General features: G+C 60.3%; 12 protein-coding genes. 5 read left to right on the top strand and 7 right to left on the bottom strand.

What is annotated here, in order from left to right:
* Position 1 precedes the first annotated feature (1 nt).
* The 6 genes from JL39_RS04035 to JL39_RS04010 form a co-directional block, all read right to left on the bottom strand.
* Positions 2-1,789, bottom strand: coding sequence for a ShlB/FhaC/HecB family hemolysin secretion/activation protein (locus tag JL39_RS04035; protein ID WP_161784736.1), 1,788 nt, complete (start codon positions 1,787-1,789; stop codon positions 2-4).
* Complete coding sequence (locus JL39_RS04030) at positions 1,786-8,535, bottom strand: MBG domain-containing protein (RefSeq protein WP_081952705.1); 6,750 nt, start codon at positions 8,533-8,535, stop codon at positions 1,786-1,788. Before JL39_RS04030 ends, JL39_RS04035 begins: the two co-directional genes overlap by 4 nt.
* A gap of 233 nt (positions 8,536-8,768) precedes the next feature.
* Positions 8,769-14,117, bottom strand: a complete 5,349-nt coding sequence (locus JL39_RS30790; protein WP_161784735.1) for an autotransporter domain-containing protein — start codon at positions 14,115-14,117, stop codon at positions 8,769-8,771.
* A 29-nt stretch (positions 14,118-14,146) separates the two neighbouring features.
* Positions 14,147-14,776 carry an outer membrane protein gene (locus tag JL39_RS04020; protein WP_037146518.1) on the bottom strand — a complete coding sequence of 210 codons (630 nt, stop codon included), beginning with the start codon at positions 14,774-14,776 and terminating at the stop codon, positions 14,147-14,149.
* Positions 14,777-15,257: 481 nt separating this feature from the next.
* On the bottom strand, positions 15,258-16,325 hold the full coding sequence (locus JL39_RS04015; protein ID WP_152601040.1) for a helix-turn-helix domain-containing protein: 1,068 nt from the start codon (positions 16,323-16,325) through the stop codon (positions 15,258-15,260).
* Between the two features lie 126 nt (positions 16,326-16,451).
* On the bottom strand, positions 16,452-18,128 hold the full coding sequence (locus JL39_RS04010) for an alpha-glucosidase (RefSeq protein ID WP_052182671.1): 1,677 nt from the start codon (positions 18,126-18,128) through the stop codon (positions 16,452-16,454).
* A gap of 374 nt (positions 18,129-18,502) precedes the next feature.
* Between JL39_RS04010 and JL39_RS04005 the strand changes: the two genes are divergently transcribed.
* The 4 genes from JL39_RS04005 (at position 18,503) to JL39_RS03990 (ending at position 23,255) form a co-directional block, all read left to right on the top strand.
* Positions 18,503-20,146 carry an alpha-amylase family protein gene (locus tag JL39_RS04005; protein ID WP_037146513.1) on the top strand — a complete coding sequence of 548 codons (1,644 nt, stop codon included), beginning with the start codon at positions 18,503-18,505 and terminating at the stop codon, positions 20,144-20,146.
* On the top strand, positions 20,143-21,129 hold the full coding sequence (locus JL39_RS04000; RefSeq protein ID WP_037146511.1) for a TIGR03885 family FMN-dependent LLM class oxidoreductase: 987 nt from the start codon (positions 20,143-20,145) through the stop codon (positions 21,127-21,129). Before JL39_RS04005 ends, JL39_RS04000 begins: the two co-directional genes overlap by 4 nt.
* A 77-nt stretch (positions 21,130-21,206) precedes the next feature.
* A complete protein-coding gene (locus tag JL39_RS03995) occupies positions 21,207-22,613 on the top strand; it encodes a hypothetical protein (protein ID WP_037146509.1) in 1,407 nt (468 codons plus the stop codon).
* Between the two features lie 21 nt (positions 22,614-22,634).
* Entirely contained in the window at positions 22,635-23,255 is a 621-nt protein-coding gene (locus tag JL39_RS03990) for a DUF4142 domain-containing protein (protein WP_037146506.1), read from the top strand.
* 569 nt (positions 23,256-23,824) lie between these two features.
* Here JL39_RS03990 and JL39_RS03985 read toward each other — a convergent pair.
* On the bottom strand, positions 23,825-24,715 hold the full coding sequence (locus JL39_RS03985; protein WP_052182655.1) for an SDR family oxidoreductase: 891 nt from the start codon (positions 24,713-24,715) through the stop codon (positions 23,825-23,827).
* Positions 24,716-24,979: 264 nt separating this feature from the next.
* Here JL39_RS03985 and JL39_RS03980 point away from each other — a divergent pair, with 264 nt between their 5' ends.
* Complete coding sequence (locus tag JL39_RS03980; RefSeq protein WP_052182654.1) at positions 24,980-25,909, top strand: AraC family transcriptional regulator; 930 nt, start codon at positions 24,980-24,982, stop codon at positions 25,907-25,909.
* The last annotated feature ends 43 nt before the right edge of the window (positions 25,910-25,952 follow it).

Below are 25,952 nucleotides of genomic sequence, written 5' to 3'. Positions count from 1 at the left end.
ATCAATAACGTGCCGTCAGCCTGAGTTTGAAGTCGAAATCACCGGCGCTGAGGCTGCCTTCGTCAACGAGTGCGAATGCCGCTGTGGCGTTGAAATTGAGGTTCTGGGCCAGACTATAGTCGACACCAACACCGGTTCCGGCGAGCGACAGCTTCTCGTCGGAGATCCTGTCCCACCCGAATCCAAGATCGATGAAAGCGAAGGGCGAAAACCGGTCGCTGCCAAGCGGCGAAAGTGTGGGGAGACGCAACTCGTTGCGAAGAATGATGCCGGTGTCGGCTACCGCATCGTTGAGGCCGTACCCGCGCACGCCGTCCAATCCTCCGATCGACAGCCTTTCGGTATCAGGCAAAGACTGGCCCGCCAACTGAAAGACGACGTTGTTGGAAAATCGAAAGCCCGCTGCCAACTCGGTGTCCCGGATAACGCTGCCGGCCAAATAGGCGTAGCTTGTATCGGCTACGGTTCCATTCGAATAGACGTTCCATGCGCGGGCGGTATTGTCGCCGAAGAGACCGCCGGGGTTGGCCTTGATATGGAGATCGATTTCGGTCGATCCGAGATCGTCCGCAAACCTGTGCGTCCAGCCAAAGCCTAATTGGAACACCTCTGCCTGTGCACCTCCGAGGTCTAGCCCGGCGAAGAAGGTATCGCGGGACAGATGCTTGTATTCGACGCCGGCATAGACTTCACCGCCATAAATACCCGGCAGGATGTTGGAAAGCGCACTGCGATAATAAAGCGGAAGTTCGATAATCGTGCTGTCGAAAGTGAAGCCTTCTTCCGTTTGACGCGTGGCGATATAGGATGGGCTGAAATCGATCGCCTGGCGCCCGTCGAGTGGAAGGACGAAGCGAGCCGAATGGCTCAGATAGCGTGCCCGGTCATCGCTATGGTCCGGAAAAAGGCCGCTGAGATCCTCGAAGAGATCTGATGATCCGGTCAGTTGATACGTGCCGAACGCTCCATCGATGCCGGGTATTGCAAGCCCCGCGCCGAGAAAGAAACGGTCATGTCCTGTGGCTTTGGTCCCCGTGTTGGAGTAACCCGCATAGACCTGCCAAGGCTTGCCAGAAGTGACATCCAGAACCAGATCAGAATTTCCGGTCGCCGAACCTGGCGAAAACAGGCCCTGTACGCGCCGGAACGGAGATCGGTTGAGCCAGGCCAGATCCTCGTTAACACTGGCTGAGGAAATCCGCCCGGCTTCAGGGACCCTTACCTGAGCGGCAAGACCGCTCGCGGCTGTGCCCCCCGCACTCCTTGCGGTCACCGAGCCGAATTTGAACTCCATCACCCGAAGATTGACGACACCGGCGGTAATCTCCTGAGGCGGGATCGTTACCGATACGAACGGATAGCCGGCATGCCGGTAGACGCCGGCGATGGTGGATTGGGCATCGGCTATCAGCGACATGGACAGCGGCCGCCCTATGAGAGGTCGAAGGACACGCACTAACTCCGGTTCAAGATTTTTTCCCTCGCCGATGCCGCCGATCACGATACCGCGTGTACGGCCGATGTCTGGCTGTTCTTCGGGCCCGATCAGGCGGATGCCGACGAGATCAGGACCTAAAGGCTGTTCGTCGGCTGCAATCACCGCTTCGTCCGGAAGTGAGACCGTGGGGGCCGCGGCACTGACCGCTGGAGGTAGGTTACGTTCCACCACCGGCGACTGGGCAGCTAGATTGCCTGTTGTGGCGAACAGCGCAACTGCCGCAAACGATGACGACCGGCCGATGAAAGAAGACCAACGAATGCCGGTGATAACAGGTTTGTGAATGATCACCGAAGCGCTCCGACGGTAAGGAACGGGCCGATCGGCAGGTTCGCCGGATGGGGAAGTGATACGCAAGCGCCGCCCATCACCATTCCCGCTGGGCACATAGAGGGGTCGTTGATCCCGGAGGAAGGTTGGCCGCCAAGTCCAAGGGGCTGCGATGGTTCGAAGGCTGGTCTCGGCGGGAGAGGGGGCATAGGTGGTGCCGACGCTGATGTAATCGTCAACGTTCCCTCAAAGAAGCTCAGCGAATAGTTTCCATCCGCTGAAAGCGTGCCTTGCGTGATGCCGTAGATGCCGACATCGGACGAAGACGTTGCCAAAGTGGCCAGCGCACCGGAGAGCGTGTCAGTACCGACGAGCCCCATGCCGCCGATCGTGTAGGTGAAAGGCGGGTTTGCCTCGCCGTAGACGCGCGTCAGGTCGTCGGCCGTGACAGTAATCGACCGCCTGGCGATCGTCAGGTCGCCTCCGACGAAGGTCAGATCGTAGTTGGACGATGCCGCAAGCGAGCCCTGCGCAATGCCGTAGGTGCCGACATTGGACGTAGACGAAGCGGCCGTCGTGAGCGCGCCGGTCAGCGTGTCGCCACCGAAAAGGCTGCCGGCCGTGATCGAATAGGTCAATACAGGAACGCTATTGCCGTAGGCAATCGTCTGCGCGTTCACCGTCACCGTCAGCGCAGCTGGCGAGACCGTCAGCGTGCCGGGGAGGTAGGTGATGGCGTAATTGCCAGACGTCAGGCCCGAGGCGGTGATCGAATAACTGCCGACATTCGTCGCTGCCTGCGACGTGCCACCATAGGCAAGTGTGCCTCCGAGGCTCGCCGCTGTATCGCCGCCCACGAAACCGCTGTAGGTCACACCGTTGCCACCCAAATAGGCAACGCCGTCATAGGTCTTGTTTGCATTGTTTGCCGTCACCGTCAGCGCCGCCCTTCCGATCACGAGCGTGCCGGGCGTGAAGGTCATATCATAACCGAATTGGCTCGAATAAAGTCCAGAGAGCGTCAGGCCGGCGCCGGAATAGGTGCCGGCATTGGCGCTGGAAGCCGTGTACGACGCGGTGCCGAATACAAGCGACGTGTCGTAGCCAGAAGGATTATAGACGACCGTACCGACGCTCGAGGAGCTTGCCGAACCGTCATAGGTCTTGGAACTGTTGCCGCCGGTTACGGTGAGGTTCGACATGAAGCTGCGCAGGAGCGGCATGGTAAAACCGTCATAAATGCGCCATGCCGCGCCTGTGCCGCCCGCGTCGTCGATGTCCCAACCGGCACCTGTGAACGTCGAAAGACTTGACATCTGGACCATTGCCAGTCCCGTTATCCCGCTGGCGGATCCGACCCCGACCCCGAGGTCGGTGCCGGAGGTGGCGGTATTCCAGAAGCTCGCGGTGACAGTGCCGGCATTGTTGCCGATCAACCCGCCATAGGGGGCTGCCGAAGATGGCACCGTACCGGCGGCATAACTGTTCGCCACGGTTCCGCTATTGACGCCGACGAGGCCGCCGGACGTGGAGCCGCCGGAGATATTCCCTGTGGCATAGGTATTGATGATCGCCGCAGAATTGACGCCGACGAGGCCGCCGGCGGTTCCGGCGACGCCGGCACCGGCCGTGACCGCCCCGGTGGCGAAAGCATTGCTGATATTGCCGGTGGAATTATAGCCTACGAGACCTCCCGCGCGGCCATCGTCGCCCACGCTCACCGACCCGGTGGCGTAGGAGGCGCTTATCGTGCCGCTGTTGGTGCCGGCAACCCCGCCGGCGATGCTGTCGTCGGCACTGCCCACCGTGGCCGAGGATGCAACATTGGTGATGGTGCCGTCGTTGATGCCGGCGATGCCGCCAAGGGAACCCGCGGCAATAGAGCCCGTATTGCCCACACTGCCCGACGTCGCAACGTTGCTGATCGCGCCGGCACTTACGCCTGCGACGAGGCCGGCATTGAGACCTCGCACCGAACCTGCGACCGCCAGATCGCTAACAGCGCCACCGCTGCCAATGACCCCGAACAGGCCCGCATCGGTGGTCGGTCTGTTGACGACGAGGCCGCTGATGGTGTGCCCGTCGCCGTCGAGACTTCCGGTGAAGGATGTGGTGGCATCGCCGATGGAGGCAAAGCCCGCGCCCGAATTCCAGCTGGAAGAGCCGGAGGCGTCGATATCCGCGACGAGAACGAAATCCTCTGTAAGCAGGCTCGCCGAGGCGAGGCCCTGCAGGCCGAAGACGTCGACGATCTGGTAAGGCGTCGCCGAGGTGCCGTCGCCGCCCGTGGCGCGCAGGAAGGTGGTGCCGGTGCCGCGGCGGAAGTCGGTGGCGTTGAAGGAGGCGAGTGTGCCGGCGACCTGTCTCCAGGTGCCGGCAGTGAGGGAGAAGAGGCCCACATCGATGGCGCTCGACGTGGTGGCGGTGCCGGCTGCGGAGATGACGAGCGTGCCGTTGGCGGCGCTGACGGCTCCGCCCAGCGTGATGTCGCTGCTGGCGACCGTGGTGAGCCTCAGGCTGGAGGCATCCGACCAGGAGATGGCGTCCGCGATGTCGAGGTCTCCCCCCGCCGACAGTTCGACCGTGCCGCTGACGCCGAAGCTGCCGCCGCTGTCGATCGACAACAGGCCTGCAGAACCGAGGTCAGCGTCGAGCGAGTAGTTGCCGGAGGCGTTGAGATAGACGCCGTAGCCGCCCGACGTGGTGAGCGACGCGAAGGAGGACGGGGAGAGAAAGCCGAGATCGGTGTCGGCATAGCTGCCGAACGTGGCGAGATAGTTGGCCTGAGTTGCCGTAAGCGGGGTCTGGCCCGTAATCAGGTGCGCCGCCGTGCCATAGATTGCGACGTTCTGCGCGCCGTTGGCGCCGGCGATATCGGAGAAGGCGCTCCCCTTGGTCGATCCGTTGTCGAGATAGGCCAGCACGCCGGTCGAAGCGAGCGAGGAACCGGGGGCGAGCATGATGTAGTAATAGCCGTTGGCGCCAGTGACGGCGCTGCCCATGGCGCTGCCGGCGGATACGGCGGTCACATTCGCGCCCGCCAGCGCCGTCATGCCGGCATCGCTATAGGCGGTGCCCGAAACGGCGACCGGCGTCGCTGCGTATTGCCACTTGAAATAGGGATAGAGGTTCGTTCCGGTTCCCCAGATGGACGAGGAGAAGCCGGCAGGGAGGTTGCCCTGGAGCTGGGCTGTGGTGCGGGCCGTAGCGCTGCCGGGGCCGCCAGAGATGCCGACCGACTGTCCGGTGGTCTGGGTGTTCCAGTAGGCGTTGGTGATTGCCGAGGTACTGTTGTTGTTGTAGCCGGCGAAGCCGCCAACCTGCGCGCCGCCGGTCACGTAGCCGGTCGAATAGGCATTGGTGATGGTGCCGTTGACATAATTCACCCCGACGAACCCGCCGATGTTGGAAGCCGATCCCAGACCGACCACGCGGCCGGTCGCATAGGAATCCGTGATCGTCCCCTCGTTATGCCCGACGAAGCCGCCGATGGGACCGGAACTGCCCGTGACCGTGCCGGTGGCGTAGGACTGACTGATGGTGCCGCCGTCGAGGCTATAGCCGTTGGCACCGACCAAACCGCCGATATAACCGTTGCCCGCGCTGGTGCTCGTGCCGGTGACATTGCCCGTGGCGTAGGATCGCGTGATTGTGCCGCCGTTGAGGAGGTAGCCGACAAGGCCACCGACCTGATAGCCGGCGCCCGTGACGTTGCCGCTTGCCGAGGAACCGCTCACAGCGCCGCCATTGACCGCTCCGATGAGGCCGCCGGAATTGGCCTCTCCGGTGCTTACTCCCGAAATGGTCGCACTCGCCGATGCCGCCGATACCGAGCCGCCGACCATGTAGCCGATAAGCGCGCCGACGTCGTCATTGCCGATGATGCTGCCGCCGGAGAGCGTCACGTTGCCGATCGTGGCGCCGTTCGTATAGCCGAACAGGCCGACATAGTTGGTTCCGGCGCGGTTGATCGTCAGGCCGCTGATGGTGTGGCCCTGGCCGTCGAAACTGCCGGTAAAGAGAAAACTGTTGTCGCCGATGGGCACGAAGCCGGAAGCACGCCACGGGCCGCTGTAGTAACCGCCGACTGCAGTGAATGCGTCCGTCAGGTCTATATCGGCACCCAGCGTGTAGCTTGCCGAAAGGTCAAGCGACATGAGTTGCAGCGCAGCCGGGGTTGTGACCACGGTTGAATATTCGTTGCGCAGTATCGGCCGTGTCTGGCCGGCGATCATCACCCAGGTATTGGTGAAATCGAAGCCGGCATAGGTCGCCTGCGTATAGGCCGAGGCGTTGGAGATGCCCGTGCCGGCGAAGCTCGTGCTCTGCCCGGTGGAATTCACGTCCCAATAGGCGTTCGATACCGTGACCGGGCCCGCCAGCGTTTCCCCGCCGATCAATCCGCCTGTATTGGACGGGCCCGTCACCCTGCCGCTGGCATAGACATTGGTGACAGTGCCGCCCTGATAGATACCGCCTGCAAGGCCGCCGGCATAGTCGCCGGTTGCGGTGACTGAACCCGTGGCGTAGGAATCGGAAATCGAGCCGGCACGCAGACGGCCGACCAGTCCGCCGACTTCGTCCCCGCCACTGACGGTCACGGCCGACGAGGACCCGGAGATAGACCCCTGGTCAAGCCAGCCGACCAGCCCGCCGATCTGGCCCGCCGCGCCCGTCACGCTGCCCGTCGCATGCACATTTATGAGCGAGCCCGCGAGCACGTTGCCGACAACGGCGCCGACCCTTCCGCTGCCGGAGACCGATGCGTTCGACAGGGTCAGGTCCCTGACGGTCCCCCACAAGGCGCCGATCAGTCCGGTGATTGTTTGCCCAGGACGGTTGATGGTCAATCCGTCCACCGTGTGCCCGAGACCGCTCAGCGTGTTGGCAAAGGAGGCGATCGGGATGAAGCCGGCGCCGGCGTTCCAACTGGCGGTCGCAGAAGCATCGATGTCGTTGCCCAGCGCGTAGTTCGTGCCGTCGACCATAGCCTGCAGGCCGGCCACATCGTGGATCAGCGTATAGGCGTTTCCCCCGATGGAGAGGCTCGCCGCCGATCCCGACAGGGTGACGCGAGCACCGTTGTTCAGGCTGTAGCCGGTTCCGTAAGTGAGAACCAGGCCAGCATTGGCACCGGTCGCCGTGATATCCTTATTGATCAGCACGCTGCCGGCGGCGCTCAGCGTCAGAATGGTGTTGGCGCTCCAGGTAATCGGTGTGGCGACCGTGATGTTGCCCGCCTGCGACCCGCTGCTCCCCGTCGTGACGGTGACATTGGCCAGCGCGAGTGCGTTCGTCAGCGTCGTCACATTGAGGACGCTGTCGGCGGCGCTGGCGTCGAAGCCCGACATCCCGCTGCTCGCCGCGCTTGAAATCGTCAGGTCGTAGGGATCGAGGAGCAGGTTGCCGAAGGCGCCGCTCTCGCTCCTGAGATCCGCCGCACCGTCATAGACCAGCACGGCCTTGCCCGATACTTCCGCGTCGCCACCCGAGGCGCTGCCTGCGCCGGTGGCGCTGATGGTGCCGGCAAATGTCGTCTTGTTATCCGACCACACAACGACATTGCCGCCCGCGCCCTGCGTGCCGTCCGCCCGGATGGCAGCGCCCTTGGCGATCGCCACCGTGTCGGCCGTTGCGACCGTCTCGGCCAGGTATTTCGTCGCAGCGTCCTTGCCGCCCTGGTAATCGCCTCCGATCAATACGGTACCGCCGGTTGCGCCGGAGGCATCCACCGCTGCAGCGGAGCCCAGCTTAATCTTGTCGCCGGTGACGACGACGGTGCCGCCGGAGCCTGTCGTGCCGGTTGCCTCGACCGTGCCGTTGATCGTGACGCTGCCGCCGGAAATGCGGATGTCGCCGCCGCTGTCCGGCCGCGCCTGCGGAACCGGGACGCGCGTCGGCAGGCTCGCGATCGCCGTTTGCGGGCGGGTCGCCTTGAGCTTGCCGGTCACCTGGACCTTGCCGCCTTCCCCCGCCGTCAGGAAGATGCGCCCACCTTCGCTCGTCACGCCGGTCGCCTTGACGACACCGCCGGTATTGCCGGCAAGCGCATAGACATTGCCGCCATTGGCGCGCAATTCCGAATTGGCGGCGGCAATCGCGCCGGAATTCGTCGCTTGCGTATCCGATCCACCGACTACGACCGCGAAGAGGCCGTTCTCGTCGGCCTTATCCTTCGCCAAGATCTCGTAACCGGCCACCAAGCCTACCGTGCCGTTCTCAGCGCTTATGCTACCCTTGTTTTCCACCGCGCGCGCGATCAGCGCGACGTCGCCCGCCTTCGAGCTGATCGTGCCAAGATTAACGACAGAGGCTGTCGACCGGCCGGCAAAGGTCATCGGGCCTCGGTCTAGGAAATCTTCATTGGCGACATCGTGAGTGGAGGCAAAGAAACTGCCGCCAGTCGAGATCATGCCGCTTTCTCCGACAACGATGCCGGCTCCATTGACAAGATAAAGTGACCCGGTTGCGGTCAGCGACCCGTCGATGCGTGAGCCGAGATTGCCTGTGACCCTATTGAGCGTCGCACCTGAGCCGTTATCGAAATGCACCGCCGCACCGGATCCGATCGAGAAGCTACCCCATTCGATAATGCCGGTCGCGCTTGTCTGATTGATGAGCAAGCCCGAGGCTGTACCCTCTACAGAGCCGGATCCTCGAATGAAGCTACCGCCGGAAGGAATGACGTCCTGGGAGAACGCAACGGAAGGAACCGCCACTGTTGCCAAGAGCAGGGCCACATGGCGCTGCCATCTAGATTTATGCATTCGATCCCCCAGAGCGGAGCGCAGCGCCCGCTCAAATCAAAAATCACGTCAAAATAGATATGAGTCTTCCTGATAAGATAAAGAATCCACCACCCGAGGCAACGCCGACTTCCAAGCTGAGTGAATAATTTCTAGAGCGAATGCAACAATTTGACGGTGGCTGCCGACTCGCGCTTGTCCTTATTTCCCTCATTCGATCGTTTTTCCGTTCTGTCTTCGAGTGGATGTCTTGCTCAGAATTTAACGCCGAGTTTGGCGGTAAAACCATGGTCTCGAGCGCCATTTGCGATTTGTCCCTGATAGGCGATGGTGAGGTTGGCGCCGGGTGCGACGTCGACATCGATACCAGCCTCCACCACGGCTGCGTCCCTTGCGATCGGATTGCCTGCCACGGTGAAGGCATCCGAACCGGCGAAGGCATGGGTGACGGTCGGCGTGGTGTCGCCAAACGCACGCCGCCAGCCCAGCATGCCGGTGATGCCGATCTGCATTCGTCCGATCGCAACCTTGTTTTCGGCACGAAGCCCGAGCGTGGTAAAGGTCGTATCGGTTGTCTGGCTGGAGGAGGTGAGGGCGGCCGCACCGCCGGTTTCCCGGTAGCCATCTGAGCCGACGCGAACATGGGCAAGATTGACGAATGGCTCCAAACGGGCGACCGTCGTTTCCATGCCATAGGCGAATTCCCCGAAGGCCTGGAAGGTGGCGGCGTCGTAGTTGGCCCCAAGGCTGTCGGCAAATCCGGTAAAGCCAACAGAGCGGTCGGTCGCGATGTCGTTCCAGGTATAGGCGAGGCCGGAGCGGAAGGCAAAATCGCCCGATCGCGAGCCGGCATAAAACCCGACATGATAGTTATCGCTCGAGGAAGACGAGGCGCGATCATTCGTGCTGGAGGACGACTGGCTGTAGCCAGCCAGAAATCCGACCCGCCACGCATCGGTCAACATGGCGTCAGCTCCGCCGACGAAGCCGCCGACGGAGCGATCGAGATGAGCGGCATTGCCGTTCTCGTCGGTCGATCCCCATGAGCCGAAACCGCTTCCCCAGACGGCGATGCCGGCATCGGCGGAGGCAGGGACGGGGGCAAGTCCATCGGCGCCATAGGCAATGACTGGATCCGTGGAGGCAGCCACTCCCTGAAAGGCCGCCCGCAGGCGGTCGTTGGCGGCGCTGCGGATATGGCGCGAATCCTCAATCAAGCCTGTCGTGACCGAGGCGTGGATCTCACCCGAGATCTGGTCGAAGGCTGCGCGTGCGGTCGTCTCATCGAGTTGGACGATCGCGTCGTAAAGATCATTGCCGAAGGTGAGGCTGTCTGCCCCTTGCGCTGCAGCGATCTGGTTGCGTGTCACGGCAGCCTGTGCAAAATCGATATCGTTCCGGCTCAGCATCAGCGTCACATTATTTGTGCTATAGCCGAGCTTCGGGTCGAGGAAGGCAAACGCGGACGTGACCGCATCAAAGGCGCCGCTTACCCCTTCGTCGGCGGTGATGATCGTGTAGGTGGCGGCCGGATCATAAGCACCTGTCATGCCGATATGGACGACGGTGCCGCCGTTGAGCGTGGCCGATCCGGTCACTTTGATCAAGTCGGTGTCCTTGCCGCCGGGGGCAACTTCCACCTCGTAACGAGAGCCGACATCAAGGACCAGATCTCCATCCACCGTCAGCGTTCCGATCGAGTTACCAGGCGCCAGGGTGGAACCGGGCGCAAGTGTCACCGTCGAGCCGTCGCCCGAGCCGATCGTACCTGAGCCTTGAAGGCGCCCGCCGTTTCCGATCAATGCCGAGCCGCCGAGTGCCTCGTTGACGATCAGGGTCGTGTCAGACACTTCGCTGAAGCCTGTAAAGGCTGCGTTGTCACCGGTGAGCGCGATTCGGCCCCCGCCAAGGAAGCTAACGGTTCCCGATCCCGAAATCGCTCCGTCATAGGTGCCGTCATAGATCTGGTCGAAGGTGAAGCCGGTACCCTGCGCCAGATCGAGGTCGCCTGCGAAGCGGTCTGTCGTCGAAACCATACCACCTTCCTCGATATCCCAGTCGAGCAGGGACACCCCAGTCAGTATGAGCGTGCCAGCTCCACGCTTGATCATCTCGCCCCGGTCACCGCCGAGACCGGCGATGTCGCCGGCAAAGGCGGCATCGGCGTCCTGCTCGAATACCACGGCGCCGGCATTGCCGATCGAACCGCGGATTGCGTCTGCACTACCGATCAGGGTTCCAGCGCGCACCAGCGTATTGCCCTCATAAAGGTTATTTCCCGCCAACTTCAATGTGCCGGTACCAGACTTCTCAATCCCTCCCGCCCCCGATATTGCGCCGGACAAGGCAAGCTCGCGATCGCCGAAAACGTCGAAACGGCCGATGTCGTCGAGGGTGATCGTACGACTGGAGTTAAAGCCTGTCGTGGTCGCCAGCGTTCCTCCATCAAAGATCAATCCACCCGACGCGGCGCCCAGATTGGCATCCGAGGACAGCCATAAGGTCCCGGAGGCAATCCGGGTGCCGCCCGTGTAGGTGTTCTTGCCGCTGAGGACCAGGGACCCGGCGCCGGTCTTTACCAGGCGCGACACTCCGCCAAGGGACGCGGATATTCCTGCGGCCATTCCACTGTCCGTTGCACCACCGTCGCCAACCCTGATGATGCTTTCGCCATTTATGCCCAAAAGCGTGACCGTATCGCCTGCGATGCCATACCCGTCGCTTGCAAACTGCATTCCCGTGACGCCGACTGCTCCTGCTGAATTGTCGACAGTCACCGCTCCGGAAGGTCCCTGAAAGATCGCGAAGGTCGGATTGGGTTTGAACGATCCGTTGAACGCACCATCGCCGGAGGTCCAGTTGCGCCCGTCGGCCGACCAGACGCCGGAACCGCCATCTACCGCACCGTTATCGTGCAATGCAGCATTGGCACCATCCCAGAAGCCAAGCTCTGCCCCCGCGGTCGAGATCAGGTTGACCTGACCGCTAACCGCCGTCTGGATCCTCAGATCGTCAGCCACGATCCCTGCCGGTGTCGGGCCGATCCCAAGGCCATGGTCGGTCAAGCTTCCAGCATAGTCGAAAAGCCGGTAGACACCGGCCCCGAACCCGCCCTGATCGGCGACCGCAAGCGTGCCGTCGAGCGTCAAGTTGCCGCCAATGTCGAACAATGCCGAGGTTAGAGCGCCACCGAGGGCGACGTCAATGATCGAACCGTCATCCAAATCGAGATCGCCGCCGATCGACAGCGTCGTACCCTGTGCACCCAAAAGAATGCCGCCGTTAGAGAGCGAAAGATCACCGTCAATCGTGCCGGTTCCTGTAACTGTTCCCATGTCAGATGCTGTCACATCGCCGCCGAAACTGCCGTTCACCAGCAGTTGCCCGCCACGAACCGAGGCTGAACCGCCGAACCGATCGGCGACCGTCAAACGGCCCCCCGTGACTTCCGTCACTCCCGTAAAATGGGACCCATTGCCACCCAAGATGGTGTCGCCGCTCTCATGCAGGATCGTTCCGTGTCCAACAATATCCGCAACGAACTTTACCGACGAACCATCGGCGAGGCCGCTATGATTGAATACCAGCGTGCCGGTTCCTGCTCCGAAGGCAAGTGATGCAACGTCTAGCGTGCCGGCCGCGGCCGCGGCATTGCCCGCTGCTGCACCAATGTTCAAGGTGCCGGTCGAGCCTGCCTGAGCGCCAAGTGTGATTGCGCCCCCTGCGGAGACCTTGCCGTCCTGCTCAACCGTCAGCGTTCCATAGCCCAGATCGCCGATGGCGAGATCCGTGCTGTTGATCCACGTCGAGCCAGCACCCGTCACCGTGGCAGACCCGTTGCTTCCACTGTTCCAGCCCAAAATCCCGAGCGCGCTGGAAACGGTGCCACCTTGCGCTATCGTCAGTTTGCCGGTGCCGACCAGTCCCACGAAAATGCGTTCGCCGGTCCAGGTAGTTTCCTTTCCCTGAACCACGACCTCGCCCGCGCCACCGGAGTGACGAGCGATAAAAGCGTCTTTGTTGATGACCGCGCCACCATTTGCGATCGTCAGGCTGCCTGTGCCCGAACCTCCGATAGTGAGGTCAGCGCTATTGGTCCAGGTCGAGCCAATGCCGGTAACCGTGGCTGTTCCCGTCGCCCCGGTTTCTTTCCCGATAAAGGCGAGGGCGTTTAAAATTTGCCCTCCGTCCTCGACAGATAAAGTGCCCGCACCGTTATTGCCAATCGTGACATCGGCAGCATCGTTCCAGGATGAGCCGATGCCACTGATTGTGATCGCGCCACTTGAACCAGCGAAGTCGCCGATAAACCCGCCGTAGCTGGAGATCCTCCCGCCATTCGTTACGGCAAGTTCGCCGTTGCCAAATACGCCGACACTAAGATTGAGTGCACTCGACCATGAAGAACCGGCCCCTGAAACGACAGCAGTGCCGACCGCTCCTACCCCGTAGCCGACAAAACTGCCCCAGCCGGTAACGACCGAACCGCCGTCTTCAACGGAGAGCCGACCTGTACCGGAATTGCCAATATTGAGGTCGCCCAGATTGTCCCATTTGGAATGCGCTCCAGTCACGATGACGGTGCCATCGGTTCCAGTGCCGGTGCCGCTGCCGATCACCGCGTAGCCATTGGCGACTGAGCCGCCATCTGCGATCAAAAGCCAGCCGCTGCCACCGGCATCGCCGACAAAAAGACTGTGGGCGGCGGTCCATTGCGAACCGGTGCCGGTGACGGTAACGCGGCCTTCCGCTCCGGACCCGGTGCCGACATAACCGAATCCGCTGCGAACTTGGCCTGCGGCCTCAACAGATAGCGTGCCGGCGCCGCCATCGCCGACAGCGAGATCATCGACCATGGTCCAGGTGGAGCCTGTGCCAGTGACGGTCGCTATGCCAGTGGAGCCGGATTTGGCGCCGATATATCCGTATTTGTTGTTGACGGTGCCGCCGGCCTCGATATCCAGCGTGCCATATCCGAAATGGCCGACATAAAGGTCTTGGCTGTTCGACCAGGTTGATCCGGCTCCAACCACTGTCACCCTGCCTATAGAGTGCGGGCTGAAGCCGACATAACCACTCGTGTTGTCGACAACACCGCCGTCCTCGATCGACAACGTACCATTTCCAGACTGGCCGATGGTCAGCGAGCCGGTATTGTGCCAGGTCGAGCCGTTGCCGGTCACGATCGTGGTACCGGTGGAGCCCGAATTGGCGCCGATATAACCGTATGTGGTGTTGACCGTACCGCCGCCTTCGATGTTCAAGGTGCCGGAGCCGAAATAACCGATGGAAACATACCCGTTATTCGTCCAGGTCGATCCGTGACCGATGACGGTTGCCGTGCCACTGGACCCTGCCTGATTGCCGACAGAGGCCGAGGTGTTGTTGACAACGCCGCCACCTTCCAGAACCAAGGAGCCGACGCCGACGTCACCGACATGCAGCTCGCCACCGACGTTCCAAACGGGTGACGTCGCGGGAGAGGGATTGACCTCTCCGGACGTCGTCACGCTTTGAGCCGATGCGGGAGCGTTGGCCACCAACCCGGCAAGACAATTCACGAGCGCCGTGGAAGCCAGAAGCGTCCAGGTGCGCCCAGACACGGTCCTTCTTCTCGAAGCTTGCTTGATCATCAAAACTTGATGCCAAGGCCGACCTTTACCGCATGCTGGTCAACATCGACGCTGACCCCTTGCAGTTCCTTTTTTCCAAAGTCGTTGTAACGATATTCGATGCGGCCAAAGATGTTGCCGGTGAAGGCGTAATCCAGACCCGCACCGACCGTGTAGCCGTTGAAGGTTTCTTCGTCCTTGCCCAATCCCGGCACGTCGACGTAACCTTGGGTGGCGGCCCATCCCGCTGTGGCGTAGATGAGAGCGCGATCGAACGCATATCCCACGCGGCCACGCACCGAACCTGCCCAATCGGTGCCGAAATCCGCCCCGAAAATCTCTTGTTCGTTCCAGTTGTATTCGACGTCGCCCTCGATGCCGACCACGAGATCATTGTCGAACTGGTAATTGTAGCCTGCAAAGGCTCCAAACAGACCGCCATTGGCGTCTTCGGAGCTGGAAATGCCGAGGCCGGAGAATTTCCCATTGGCCCAGCCGCCACCGCCCTGGATACCAAGATAGGCGCCCGACCAGGTGTAAGCCGGCGCCTCAAAAGCGACGGAGGGTGCGGGATGTTCGGCAACGACATCAGCAGCCTGTACCGTTGACGCACCGAGCGCAAGGAAAGTGGAAAGAACAAATATTCTCATGGGTGTCGTACTCCGATTGCCGGGAAGCTGGTTGGCTGGAAGAGGTTGTGGATCTGATCGTCGCCTGATGCCGGACGACGAATTTGCGGGACGACGGCTACGCGTCATCGTGGGGCGGGCAACAAGCCATGCGCAGGTTGTGCGATTATCGGCTAAGGCCACCAGGAGTATTGAGCCCGACAGGTCTGTTTGGAAAGACGCGACCTGGCGTCCGGTCAACGAAAGGCGCTCTGGCAATGCCTCGGGTAAGTCTTTCGGCCACACTTCGATTTTCCCCCGGCCCGCCAATCATTGAAAACCATCGCGCTGGCACGCCGTCGTTCTGCGTGGGGGCAGGCGAGGACGCGCCGAGTGCTAGGCGGAGCGAGGCTAAAAAATCAAAATTCTGAAACGAATATAAGAAGCTGCAAGCGCAGTGGGGTAAATCTATCCCAGCGCGCAAACGAGAGCCGATAACATACTCAAAGCGCGCAAGGCGGCGTCACCCATCAAGCACACAGGATCCGTTACCTCCCCATAAGGCGGCGCGAGCGAACCAGCTTTGTGATTCGTTTGTGCCGGATATCCAGTTCCTCTGTGCGACAGCCCGGATCTCGCGTGGCGTGAGTCCATGAAGACGCTGGAAGGCGCGTGTGAAGTTATGGGCGTAGACGAAGCCGTGTTCGAGGCCGATCGCAGCTATCGACTTGTGAGCTTGAGCCGGATCGCGAAGAGCCGAACGCGCCAGCGTCAATCGTCGCCTTTGAAGGTAGGAGGCGACGCCGCCATCGCCGGAAAAGAGGTAGGTGAGCTTGCGTAACGAAATGCCAAAAGCCGCGGCAATGCGGACCGGCGAAAGATCCGTATCAAGTGCGTTTGCATCGATGTAGCGTCGAATTTCACCAAGCTGCACTGCGGCTACGCCTTGCGATGTATCCTCTCTCGCACCGCCGTTGAGGGTGGCGGCAACAAGTTCGGCGGTCGGTAGGGCTAGCGCTGCGGCTTGCTTTTCATCGAGTAGCGGAAGGACCTGCCAAAGAGCGTCGAGGTGATTGCGAAGAAGTCCCACAATTGGCTCATGAGCCGCCAGAACCCTCATATTGTGCTCGTCGGGGCTCATCAACAATGGTGCGAGCAGTGACCGGGGAACGAAGAGGGTCAGATTGGAAAAATCGCTCGCAGATCCCGCGTGGGCTTGCGCGGTATCGTGAATGATCAGGTCTCCCGGTGCGGCGTGTGCTTCCTGCCGTCCGTCTTGGCGGCTCCAATGACCCTTGAGAAAAAACTGTATCTCGAAATGGTCGTAGCCATCCGCGGCAACGCGATAGCTGGAACGGTTCAGCTTTTGGGCGACGCTGATGCAATGGGTCAGCAGCAATTCTCCAAAGCGGAATGTGCAGTGGGTGGTGTGAAATGCTTCCGGTTGGGATATGGTGACGTCATAAAGCGAGCCAGCGGATTGCTGCCAGAATTCAAGAGCCGATTTTAAGGGCATCCCACGCGTGTTCGTCTTGAATAGAAGTGTCGGCCGGTCGCCCTTCATCGCCTCATTGTCAGACTTTTCAATCATGCAGCCTCATTTTCAATTGGCAGGGAGATGGGACCCTGTGATGGCTAAACGGCGACGAGAAAGAATCTTCGCGGTGATACTGCTTCTCTCACAGGCCATCGTCAAAGCTGCCATGCAAGTGACTTCCTATTCCCTCATCTCGCATAAAATAGCGAATGCTTCATAGGGCTTAAGGTCGACATTTTCTCCAAGCGTATCGACCGGCTCATAGTTCCAGATCAGGCATGTTCCCGGATTTGCGAGTTCGCGTGGAAGCGTCAGCTGAACCTTGTGAGGTGCAAAATTGGCGATCACCACCAGTCGGTCCCTGTCGAGCGCGCGGGAATAGACGAATGCATCCGGATGCTGGTCGAGCCAGGACTGATAGAGCCCATAGACGATGACGGGATGCGTCTTCCTGAGTGCGATGAGCTTGCGGTAATGGTTCCAGATCGACCGCTCGTCGGTCATCGCCGCTTCCGCGTTGACGGTCGCATAATTGGGATTAACTTCGATCCAAGGCACTCCTTTCGTGAAGCCTCCATGCGCAGCGGCGTTCCATTGCATCGGTGTGCGAGCATTGTCGCGTGCGCTCTGGTTGGCACCTTTGATGAAATCCTCCGGCGACAGCCCGGCCTCGACATGCAGCCGGTGCATGTTGAGCGTCTCGATGTCGCGATACTGATCGATTGTGGTGAATGGCACGTTGGTCATGCCGATCTCTTCGCCCTGGTAGATAAACGGGGTCCCCTTCATCAGGTGCAGCACGGTCGCCAGCATCTTGGCCGACTGCGAGTGATAACCGGCTGCATCCCCATACTGCGAGACCGCGCGCGGCAGGTCGTGATTGCCCCAGAAGAGCGAGTTCCATCCGTCCTCGGACAGAGCATATTGCCATTTGCTGAGCACAGACTTCAGCTTCACCAGGTCGAAGGCTTTCGGGCGCCACTTACCGTAGATCTCGTCCCATTGCTGGGTGACGTGTTCGAACTGGAAGACCATCGAGAGCTCGCTGCGGTCGCGGCCAGAATAAAGGAGCGCAGATCCCGGCGTGGCGCTCCAGCATTCGCCGACGGTGAGGATGTCGTGGCGTCCGAACGTCCTGCGGTTCATCTCCTGCAGGTATTCATGCAGGCGCGGCCCATCCTTCACCAGCCCCTGGTCGACCTGTTTGCCAATATAATCGATGACATCCATGCGGAAGCCGGCAATGCCGCGCTCAAGCCACCAGTTCATCATTTTGTAGATTTCCCGGCGGACCGCAGGGTTCTCCCAGTTGAGGTCCGGCTGGCGGCGCGAAAACAGGTGCAAATAATATTCGCCGCTCAATGGATCGAGCGTCCATGCTGGCCCACCGAAGGAAGACATAAGATCGTTGGGCGGTCCGCCGTCCGGCCCGGGTCTGCGCCAGATATAGAAATCACGAAACGGATTGCCCGGTCCCTTGCGGGATTCCAAAAACCAAGGGTGTTCGTCGGATGTGTGGTTGACGACGAGATCGAGCATGATACCGATGCCGCGCCTGCGCGCCTCGACAACCAGATGATCGAAATCGGCGAGTGTGCCGAATTCCGGGGCGATGTCCTGGTAATCAGAAATATCGTAGCCGTTGTCATCCATGGGCGACCTGTAGATTGGGGACAGCCAAATCAGGTCAATGCCAAGCGATTTGAGGTAGCCCAGCTTGGAGGTGATACCGGCAATGTCGCCGATGCCGTCACCATTTGAGTCGCAGAAACTGCGCGGATAGATCTGGTAGACCGTCGATACATGCCACCACTTGCGTCCGGCCGGTAAGGCTTCCTGCTCGCTGGCTCGATTCATGGGGTGATCGTGGAACGGATCCATCGGAGGCCTTTCGCAATCGTCTCGTTGAGCCGAACGTCAAGGACGAGTGCTGGTTCCGTCGTTTGGGTGTCTCCCCGAGACCTGCGCACGGAGACGGGCTCGCTTCGCCCGGAACTGACGATAACCAAATCTATCCAAGATAAGCCATCTTGCCGTCTTTGGGGCGGGCATGGTTCCGGGTGCCGAATATCTCCTTGGGCGCCGTCGCACCGGCAAGAAAATCGAGTTCCATGCGGCGGCGCCGGCGGGTTCGTTGCAGGCCATGTGCAATCAGGAAAGCCCAGGGGGAACTTGCCTCGTTTGGAGCCGTTTATGCCCTTTTAACAGGGCAATGACAGGAGATTGCAGGCGTGCCGAACCGGAGCAGCACCTGGTACGAAGAAGCAGTGATCTACTGCATCGATGTCGAGAAGTTCGCAGACGGAAATGGCGACGGTGTCGGTGACTTCGTCGGGCTCACCGAAAAGCTGGCCTATCTTTCCGAATTGGGTATCACCTGTATTTGGCTTTTGCCCTTCTATCGCAGTCCCGACCGCGACAACGGGTACGATGTCAGCGATTTTTATTCCATCAATCCCAAAGTCGGCACGCTCGACGATTTCCTGACATTTCTGCACGGTGCCGGAGAGCACGGCATTCGTGTGATCATCGATCTGGTCGTTAACCACACTTCCGACCAACATCCTTGGTTTCAGGCGGCGCGCCGTGACGACAAGGCGCGTTATCGCGATTATTATGTCTGGAGCGCCGATCCTCCACCGGTCGCTGCCGGCGCCAAATCGATCTTTCCCGGTGAGGTGGATAGTCTTTGGACGTACGATGAGGTTGCGCGAGCTTATTATTTCCATAATTTTTACGAGTTCCAGCCGGAGCTGAATGCCGCCAATCCCCAGGTGCGTGAGGAAATCCTCCGGATCGTGGACTATTGGATTGCCTTCGGGGTCAGTGGGTTTCGGTTGGATGCAGCTCCGCTCATCATCGCGGACAAAGGGCTCGAACATGCCAATCCTCGCGATCCGCACGGTATTCTCAGACAAATCGGCGGCTATCTGCAAAGCCGCCGGCCAGGCGGCGTGCTGCTCGGAGAAGTAAACCTTCCGCCAGAGGCGTCCGACGCCTTTTTCGGAGAAGGGGACCAAATCCAGCTTCTGCTCAACTTCATGCTGGCCTGCTATATGTTTGCCGGTTTTGCCAAGGAGGATGCTGCCGCAATCAACCAGGGATTGAGCCTTCTTCCGGAACCTCCCTTGAACTGTGGTTGGGTCAATTTCCTTCGCAATCTGGACGAGCTCGATTTTTCCCGCGTGCCGCCCGATCTGAAGCAGGCGGTTTTCGACGTCTTCGCGCCGAAAAAGGAAATGCAGGTATTCGAGCGCGGCGTCCGGCGGCGTGTCGCGCCGATGCTGAATGGTGATCAGCGCCGGATCGAGCTGGCATTCAGCATCGTCTTTTCGCTGAAGGGGCCGCCCCTCATCGTTTACGGAGACGAGATCGGTATCGGTGAAGATCTTTCCCAAGCCGGACGGAACTCTGTGCGGGTGCCGATGCAGTGGTCAGGCGAGAGGAATGGTGGCTTCTCAACCGCGAATGTCGGAAAGCTGTGTCAGCCGGTCGTCACCGAAGGGCCGTTCTCATACAAGAACGTGAATGTCGCAGACCAGAACAACGACGCCGGTTCGTTGTTGAACAGGATGAAGCGATTTATCAGCCTTCGCCGAAATCAGCCGATTTTCACGAAGGGCCGGCCGGTGAGGCTGAGTGCGGACGATCCAGCTGTTCTTGTCCACGGGTTCGAAGACGCGGGTGACCTGCTGTTGCTCGTCCACAACCTGGCGAGCCGACCGATCAAAGCCGAGATCAATTTTGGCGGCATGCAGCCCAGATACTTTCGTGATCTGATGGGCGACCTGGAATTCGATGTCGCGAAGAATTCACGACTGGAACTCGAACCTTACGCCTATCGCTGGCTCATTTCCGAAGGCAATGGACAATGACGCTCATCGGCTACCATGCCTCTCATGAACAGTTTCCGCCGAGCGAACTGATCGGCTACGTCCGGACCGCGGAAGCCGCGGGCTTTGGAGCGGTGATGTCTTCGGATCATCTGACCCCCTGGAGCGAGAGACAGGGCCAATCGGGCTTTGCCTGGGCGTGGCTGGGGGCGGCAATGCAGGCAACACAATCCATTCCGTTCGGCATCATCACCGTTCCGTCCGGGTGGCGTTATCATCCCGCAATCACGGCGCAGGCTGCGGCGACGGTCGCCGAGATGTTTCCGAGGCGTTTTCCATGGATGGCAGTCGGCAGCGGTCAGGCCATGAACGAGCACGTGACGGGACAACGCTGGCCGTCGAAGCGGGAGCGGAACGCAAGGCTGCAGGCGGCGATCGGGATCATCCGTGAACTGTGGTCGGGAGAACTCGTCAGCCGCGAAGGACCGATCAGGGTAGACGAGGCGCGCATTCATACTCTTGCCGAAGAAATGCCCCGCATCGTTGCCGGTGCATTGTCGCCCGAGACGGCGGAATGGGCGGGAAGCTGGGCGGATGCGCTGATCACCATCAATCAGCCGCGGGAAAACCTTCGCGATATCGTCGAGGCATTTCGGCGTGGCGGCGGCGAAGGCAAGCCGCTCTACTTGCAGGTGCATATCTCTTATGCCGCCTCCGACGATGAAGCGCGAGCCAATGCCTTCGACCAGTGGCGCAGCAACGCCGTTACCGCTGCGGTCGCCGAGACGCTCCGGCTGCCCGAAGAGTTCGATCAGGCATGTGCCAAAATACGGCCGGAAGATCTGGATGAGCATGTGCGCGTCTCGGCTGATCCGCATCGGCATGTCGAGTGGTTGAGAATGGACGCCGCGATGGGATTTCAGGAAATCTACGTCCACAATGTCGGCCGAAATCAGCATGAATTCATCGATGTCTTTGGGCAGGAGGTTTTGCCCCGGCTTAAAGATAGCGGTCCTGAAACCTAAAATCATTGCTGTCCAGGAACTCTTCCCCCTCTCCGCAGTTCGGACAGCCTGCTCGATCGGCAATGGAGGAGAGGGATATGTGGAAATTTCGAAGATCCGGCGCATTCTTCGGGGCATCGTTTACCGGGATAAGCGTCCTGGCGGTCGCAGCCGTTTCCGATCCACTGCCGCCTGATGCTACATACCGGCCATTGCCGACCATGCCATTTTCGGAAGTCCGCAAAATTGACGAGGCGCAGAAGCCGGACGTAATGCGGCGGCAACGCGATCTTCTCGATCGCCGCTACGATCTATCGGATCGTCCGATGCCGGAAGTCATGATGTCTGGCGGGATGAAGCCTGTGCAGGATGGGGTTCGCGTCAAGCTTCCAGCGGATACAAGCTGGGATCAATTAGCGGAGATGACACCGGCCGAGATCAGGGACAAAAACCTGTTCCCGGAAGGGTTTTTGCCCCTGCCGCATGTGAAACAGGCGACGGGCGGACAAGTCTTTCCCAACCGTCAGATCGATGAAATCCACGTGCAGGAAATGCGGGATCTTCGCCGGTTCGACGTCGACTTCGATCTTCCCGACAATCTGACGCCGGAATTTCCTCCGCCCATTTTTCTGACAACGCATCCCGAACTCGGTGACGTGTCGCGAGGACAATTGCTGACGATCAAGAACTTCTACGAGATCATGAACGGCATCATCACGCCGGTGCAGATGGAAGGATTGCGGTTGCTTTTGACCCCTTTTCCGCAGGAGGAGTTCAATCAGACCGAAGATCGCAAGGTTGCAGACCAGAGCACGGGTGTTTCCTGTCTCGATTGCCATTCCAATTTCCATACCAACGCAGCTTTCCACCTGACGCCGGATGTCCGCCCCCAAGCGGATCGTTTCCGGCTCGATACGACAAGTTTGCGGGGATTGTTCAACCAACATATCCATGGGTCCAAGCGATCACTGCGGTCGGTCGAAGATTTCACCGAATTCGAGCAGAGAACCGCCTATTTCAACGGCGACCATGTCAGTGCGACGCGCAAGGGCGTCAATCTGCCCGATCGGCCGAACCAGGTCGCGATGATGGCGCAGATGCAGAACATCATCGATTTCCCGCCCGCACCGAAGCTCGATCCGTTCGGCCGACTGGATCCGGCTCTTGCCACTGCGCAAGAGTTGTCCGGGGAGCAGATATTCATGGGCAAGGGGCGTTGTGCCGACTGTCACGTGCCGCAGACGGAGTTCATGGACAACAACATGCACGACCTGAAGCTCGAACGCTTCTACAAGATCGGTCAGGTTTTCAACGATTTCGTCACGCTACCCGACGGCCCCATCAAAACCTTCACGCTGCGGGGCATCAAGGATTCACCACCCTATATGCATGACGGACGCCTCATGACGCTTGCCGACACAGTCGAGTTTTTCAATCTGGTCCTGGGAGTCAAGCTGACCGAGCAGGAAAAGAAGGATCTGGTCGCATATCTGCTTACGCTGTGAAGGATAAAGGAGGAGAGCGCCATGTATCGCCATCGTATCATTTTGTTGGGAGGATTGATGTTGCTGAGCGGCAGCGCTGTTGCCCAGATTGGAAACCCAGCCGGAATGGGCGTCGACACGAAGATGTCGAAGCCCGGTGTGCCGGCGCCGCATCAGACCAACAATCAGGACCGGCTGTTTGCGCAACTTATCACCGCAGGCGGACTTGCAGAGGTGGAGTTGGGCAATTTGGCCAGCGGTAAGGCCAAGGCCGATGCCGTCAAGCAGTTTGCCGAGATGATGGTCCGCGATCACAAGGATGCCAATAGCAAATTGAAGGACCTCGCCGATGCCACCAAGATCCCGCTTCCGACCGGGCTTGATCCGGATCACCAGGTCGTGCGCGACCACCTGGATAAACTGAACGATGAGGCCTTCGACGTGGCCTATATCAAGGCGCAGATCGTTGATCATCAAAAGACGGCGCAATTGCTGGCATGGGAGATCTCATTGGGCGAGGATGGGGAAATGCAGCGGCTGGCGGCCTCAATGTTGCCCACCGTGCTCGATCATCTCCGGCGTGCCCAGGAAATAAACAGTATACTGACCGGGGCTGCGGTTCGTATTCCGCCGGTCGTGGCGATGAAGGAGCAGAAGCCATAGCCGCAGGAGTGGTCATTTCACTTGCGTCATTCCACGTCGGGAAAGCAGGTGGCCGACGGCTCTATGGCGCGTCGTCACATTCGGTTCCCGAACCACGTCGCGTGCGCGACGCAGACGCGTTGGTAGCTTTTAATGTTCCCGCCAGATTCACAGGCCGGCTTGCCGCGTGCTTTTGCCTGGGAGAGCCGCTGGGAGTTTCGAAGGCTTTCCGAACGGTGTCGGGGGCTTGCAGGACATGATTTCGGCCAGGCTCGCCAAGCGACCTCGTCAATTGTTTTTGAGATCGCGTGAATGAGGCAACCGCTTCTCAGTAGCCCGCCTTCGGCGCTGATAGCGACATCGTCTATGCGTTCGACAGTTGTAGGTTCGCCACGACCTCTGCAACCCGCTAGATCTTTCGGTGACGAGCGCTGCCCCTTCAGGAAAGAAGGTGAGACCCCAGGGCATGTCGAGGTTGGATGCAATCTCGGTCTGACCATAATTTCTTCGCCGGGACACGCTTCCGTCACCTGTGCCATTGGTGACGGAAGCTAGCTGTTATCGACTCAGGGTGGGAATCACTGGGCCGACTAGGCGATGCCTCCGTTCGCGTAGATGGCCTGGCCGTTCACCCAGCGGGCGTTGCCGCTGCACAGAAGCGAAATGACTTGGGCGATGTCTTCCGGTTCTCCCAGCCGCCCATGCGGCGTGCGCTGTACGAAACCTGCAATCTGCTGCTCCGTCTTTCCGTCGGTGAACAAGGTCGTATTGACGACGCCAGGCGCGATCGCATTGACGGATATGTTTCGCCCGGCCAGTTCCTTCGCCAAAACGGTAGCGTAAAGCTCTTGGGCCATTTTCGAGGCTGCGTAGGGTCCGTAGGTTTCTGTACGGAACTTGGCGATGGTGGAAGAAAGAGCAAATATCCGGCCGCCGTCGCGAACACGCCGAGCTGCTTCACGCAACGTGTGGAAGCTTCCGCGTATGTTGACGTCGATCATGTGATTGACGTCCTCGTCCGTCATCTCGGCGAAAGGCGCAAGATGCATCACGCCGGCATTGGCCACGACGACGTCGACGCCGCCGAATGCCTCTTCTGCCGCATCGAACAGCGCTCGCACCGCTGCCGGATCCCGCACGTCCGCCTGTCGCCAGATGGCTTGGCTTCCGTCTGCCTCGATATCTGCGGCCACCCGGGCTGCGAGATCAGTGTTCACGACGCAGTTGACGACCACTCGATAGCCGTCACGGCCAAGCTGCCGCGCGGTTGCTGCACCGATTCCTCTTGACGAGCCCGTTACCAGTGCAACTCCTGGATTGCCGGCAGTCCCCGACGCCGCTCCGGCAGTGGTGGCCGGGGATTGTGCCCGAGCTATGCCTGCTATGGTGGCCGTTGTGGCAAGAACACCGGCTCCGGCCAGCATCTTGCGCCGCGACACTGCAGGGATGACCGGTTCGTTCTGACGATCTGTCATTTTCATCTCCTTTTCGTGGTTGTGTCGACGTTGCGTCGACCGGTAGCGAGGTTCATGGCTCAATCGAGGTCGAAGCCCACGCTTTTCCTGCCTGACCCGCACGGCGGCGGACGTACCGATGAGAGGGCGCCCTCTTTGTTGGGAGATTTTTTACATCGAGGCGGGCTGGGAGACTTGCCGCGGTCTGCGCAAAACTTGCCTAATCCTGCAAGGTTGCTGAAATGCTCGCGCTGACGTGCTAGGTTCACGACAAAAACGGGAGCAAGCGATATGGATGCACTCAAGCAGGCTGTTCGCACGTATGCGCGACATCACGCGAACCGGGAGGGCTTGGCCATAACCCCGGTGCCAGGGCTGCGCATGATGTGCGTTGAAGAGTCTACTGGCGACTTGCACTCCGTCTATCGGCCACTCGTCTGCTTCGTGCTGCAAGGCGCAAAGCGCATGCTTGTGGGGACTGAGGAACGGATAGTCTCTCGTGGACAGTCGGTCATCGTGGCTGCCGACATGCCCGTGGTTGGCCGGATCATCGAGGCGACCCCTGAGGCGCCCTATCTTGCGATTGCCGTGGAACTGGAGATTGCGCTCCTGCGCGAGGTTGCGGCCCAGATCGGCACGGATGCCTCGAAACGTTCATCGGGAACGCAGAAGTTGTTCACGGGCGATACCGAAGCAGCGATGCTGGATTGTGGGTTGAGACTGATGCATCTTCTGGACCATCCGGATGCGACGCCCATCGTGCGGCCCGGCATCATGCGGGAACTGCATTACTGGCTCCTGTCGGGTCCGCATGGTCCCGCACTGCGCACACTTGCAGACCCCGATAGCTATGCCGGTCGCCTGGCTGAAGCTATCGCGATCCTCAGGTCGGAATATCGCGCACGTATTGCTGTCGAGCGCCTGGCAGCCGCAGCGGCTATGAGCCTGACTGCGTTTCACAAGCACTTCAAGATGATGACGTCGCTGACGCCGGGGCAGTACCAGAAGCGACTGCGTCTCATCGAAGCACGGCGCCTCATGCGCGATGAAGGCTTTTCGGCAAGCAACGCGGCGTTCGAGGTGGGATATGAGAGCGTTTCCCAGTTCACCCGCGAATATGGTCGCCTTTTCAAGGTGCCGCCAAAGCAGGACACTTTGCGGGTGCGCCGCAACCCGGCTGCCGAACGTAGACCGGAGGTGCGGGCAGGTGGGCTTACGTAGTCAGCTCGACTTACTCACGCACGCCGTACGGGGTAGCATTGCC

The sequence above is a fragment of the Rhizobium sp. YS-1r genome, assembly GCF_000757525.1.
Lineage (GTDB): Bacteria > Pseudomonadota > Alphaproteobacteria > Rhizobiales > Rhizobiaceae > Neorhizobium > Neorhizobium petrolearium.
This window is presented reverse-complemented; position numbering and strand designations above follow the sequence as displayed.

Bases quoted from the DNA above. Each gene is read 5' to 3' on its own strand.
- JL39_RS04030 (WP_081952705.1), bottom strand. From the start codon at position 8,535: ATGCATAAATCTAGATGGCAGCGCCATGTGGCCCTGCTCTTGGCAACA.
- JL39_RS04020 (WP_037146518.1), bottom strand. From the start codon at position 14,776: ATGAGAATATTTGTTCTTTCCACTTTCCTTGCGCTCGGTGCGTCAACG.
- JL39_RS04015 (WP_152601040.1), bottom strand. From the start codon at position 16,325: ATGATTGAAAAGTCTGACAATGAGGCGATGAAGGGCGACCGGCCGACA.
- JL39_RS04010 (WP_052182671.1), bottom strand. From the start codon at position 18,128: ATGAATCGAGCCAGCGAGCAGGAAGCCTTACCGGCCGGACGCAAGTGG.
- JL39_RS04000 (WP_037146511.1), top strand. From the start codon at position 20,143: ATGACGCTCATCGGCTACCATGCCTCTCATGAACAGTTTCCGCCGAGC.
- JL39_RS03995 (WP_037146509.1), top strand. From the start codon at position 21,207: ATGTGGAAATTTCGAAGATCCGGCGCATTCTTCGGGGCATCGTTTACC.
- JL39_RS03990 (WP_037146506.1), top strand. From the start codon at position 22,635: ATGTATCGCCATCGTATCATTTTGTTGGGAGGATTGATGTTGCTGAGC.
- JL39_RS03985 (WP_052182655.1), bottom strand. From the start codon at position 24,715: ATGAAAATGACAGATCGTCAGAACGAACCGGTCATCCCTGCAGTGTCG.
- JL39_RS03980 (WP_052182654.1), top strand. From the start codon at position 24,980: ATGGATGCACTCAAGCAGGCTGTTCGCACGTATGCGCGACATCACGCG.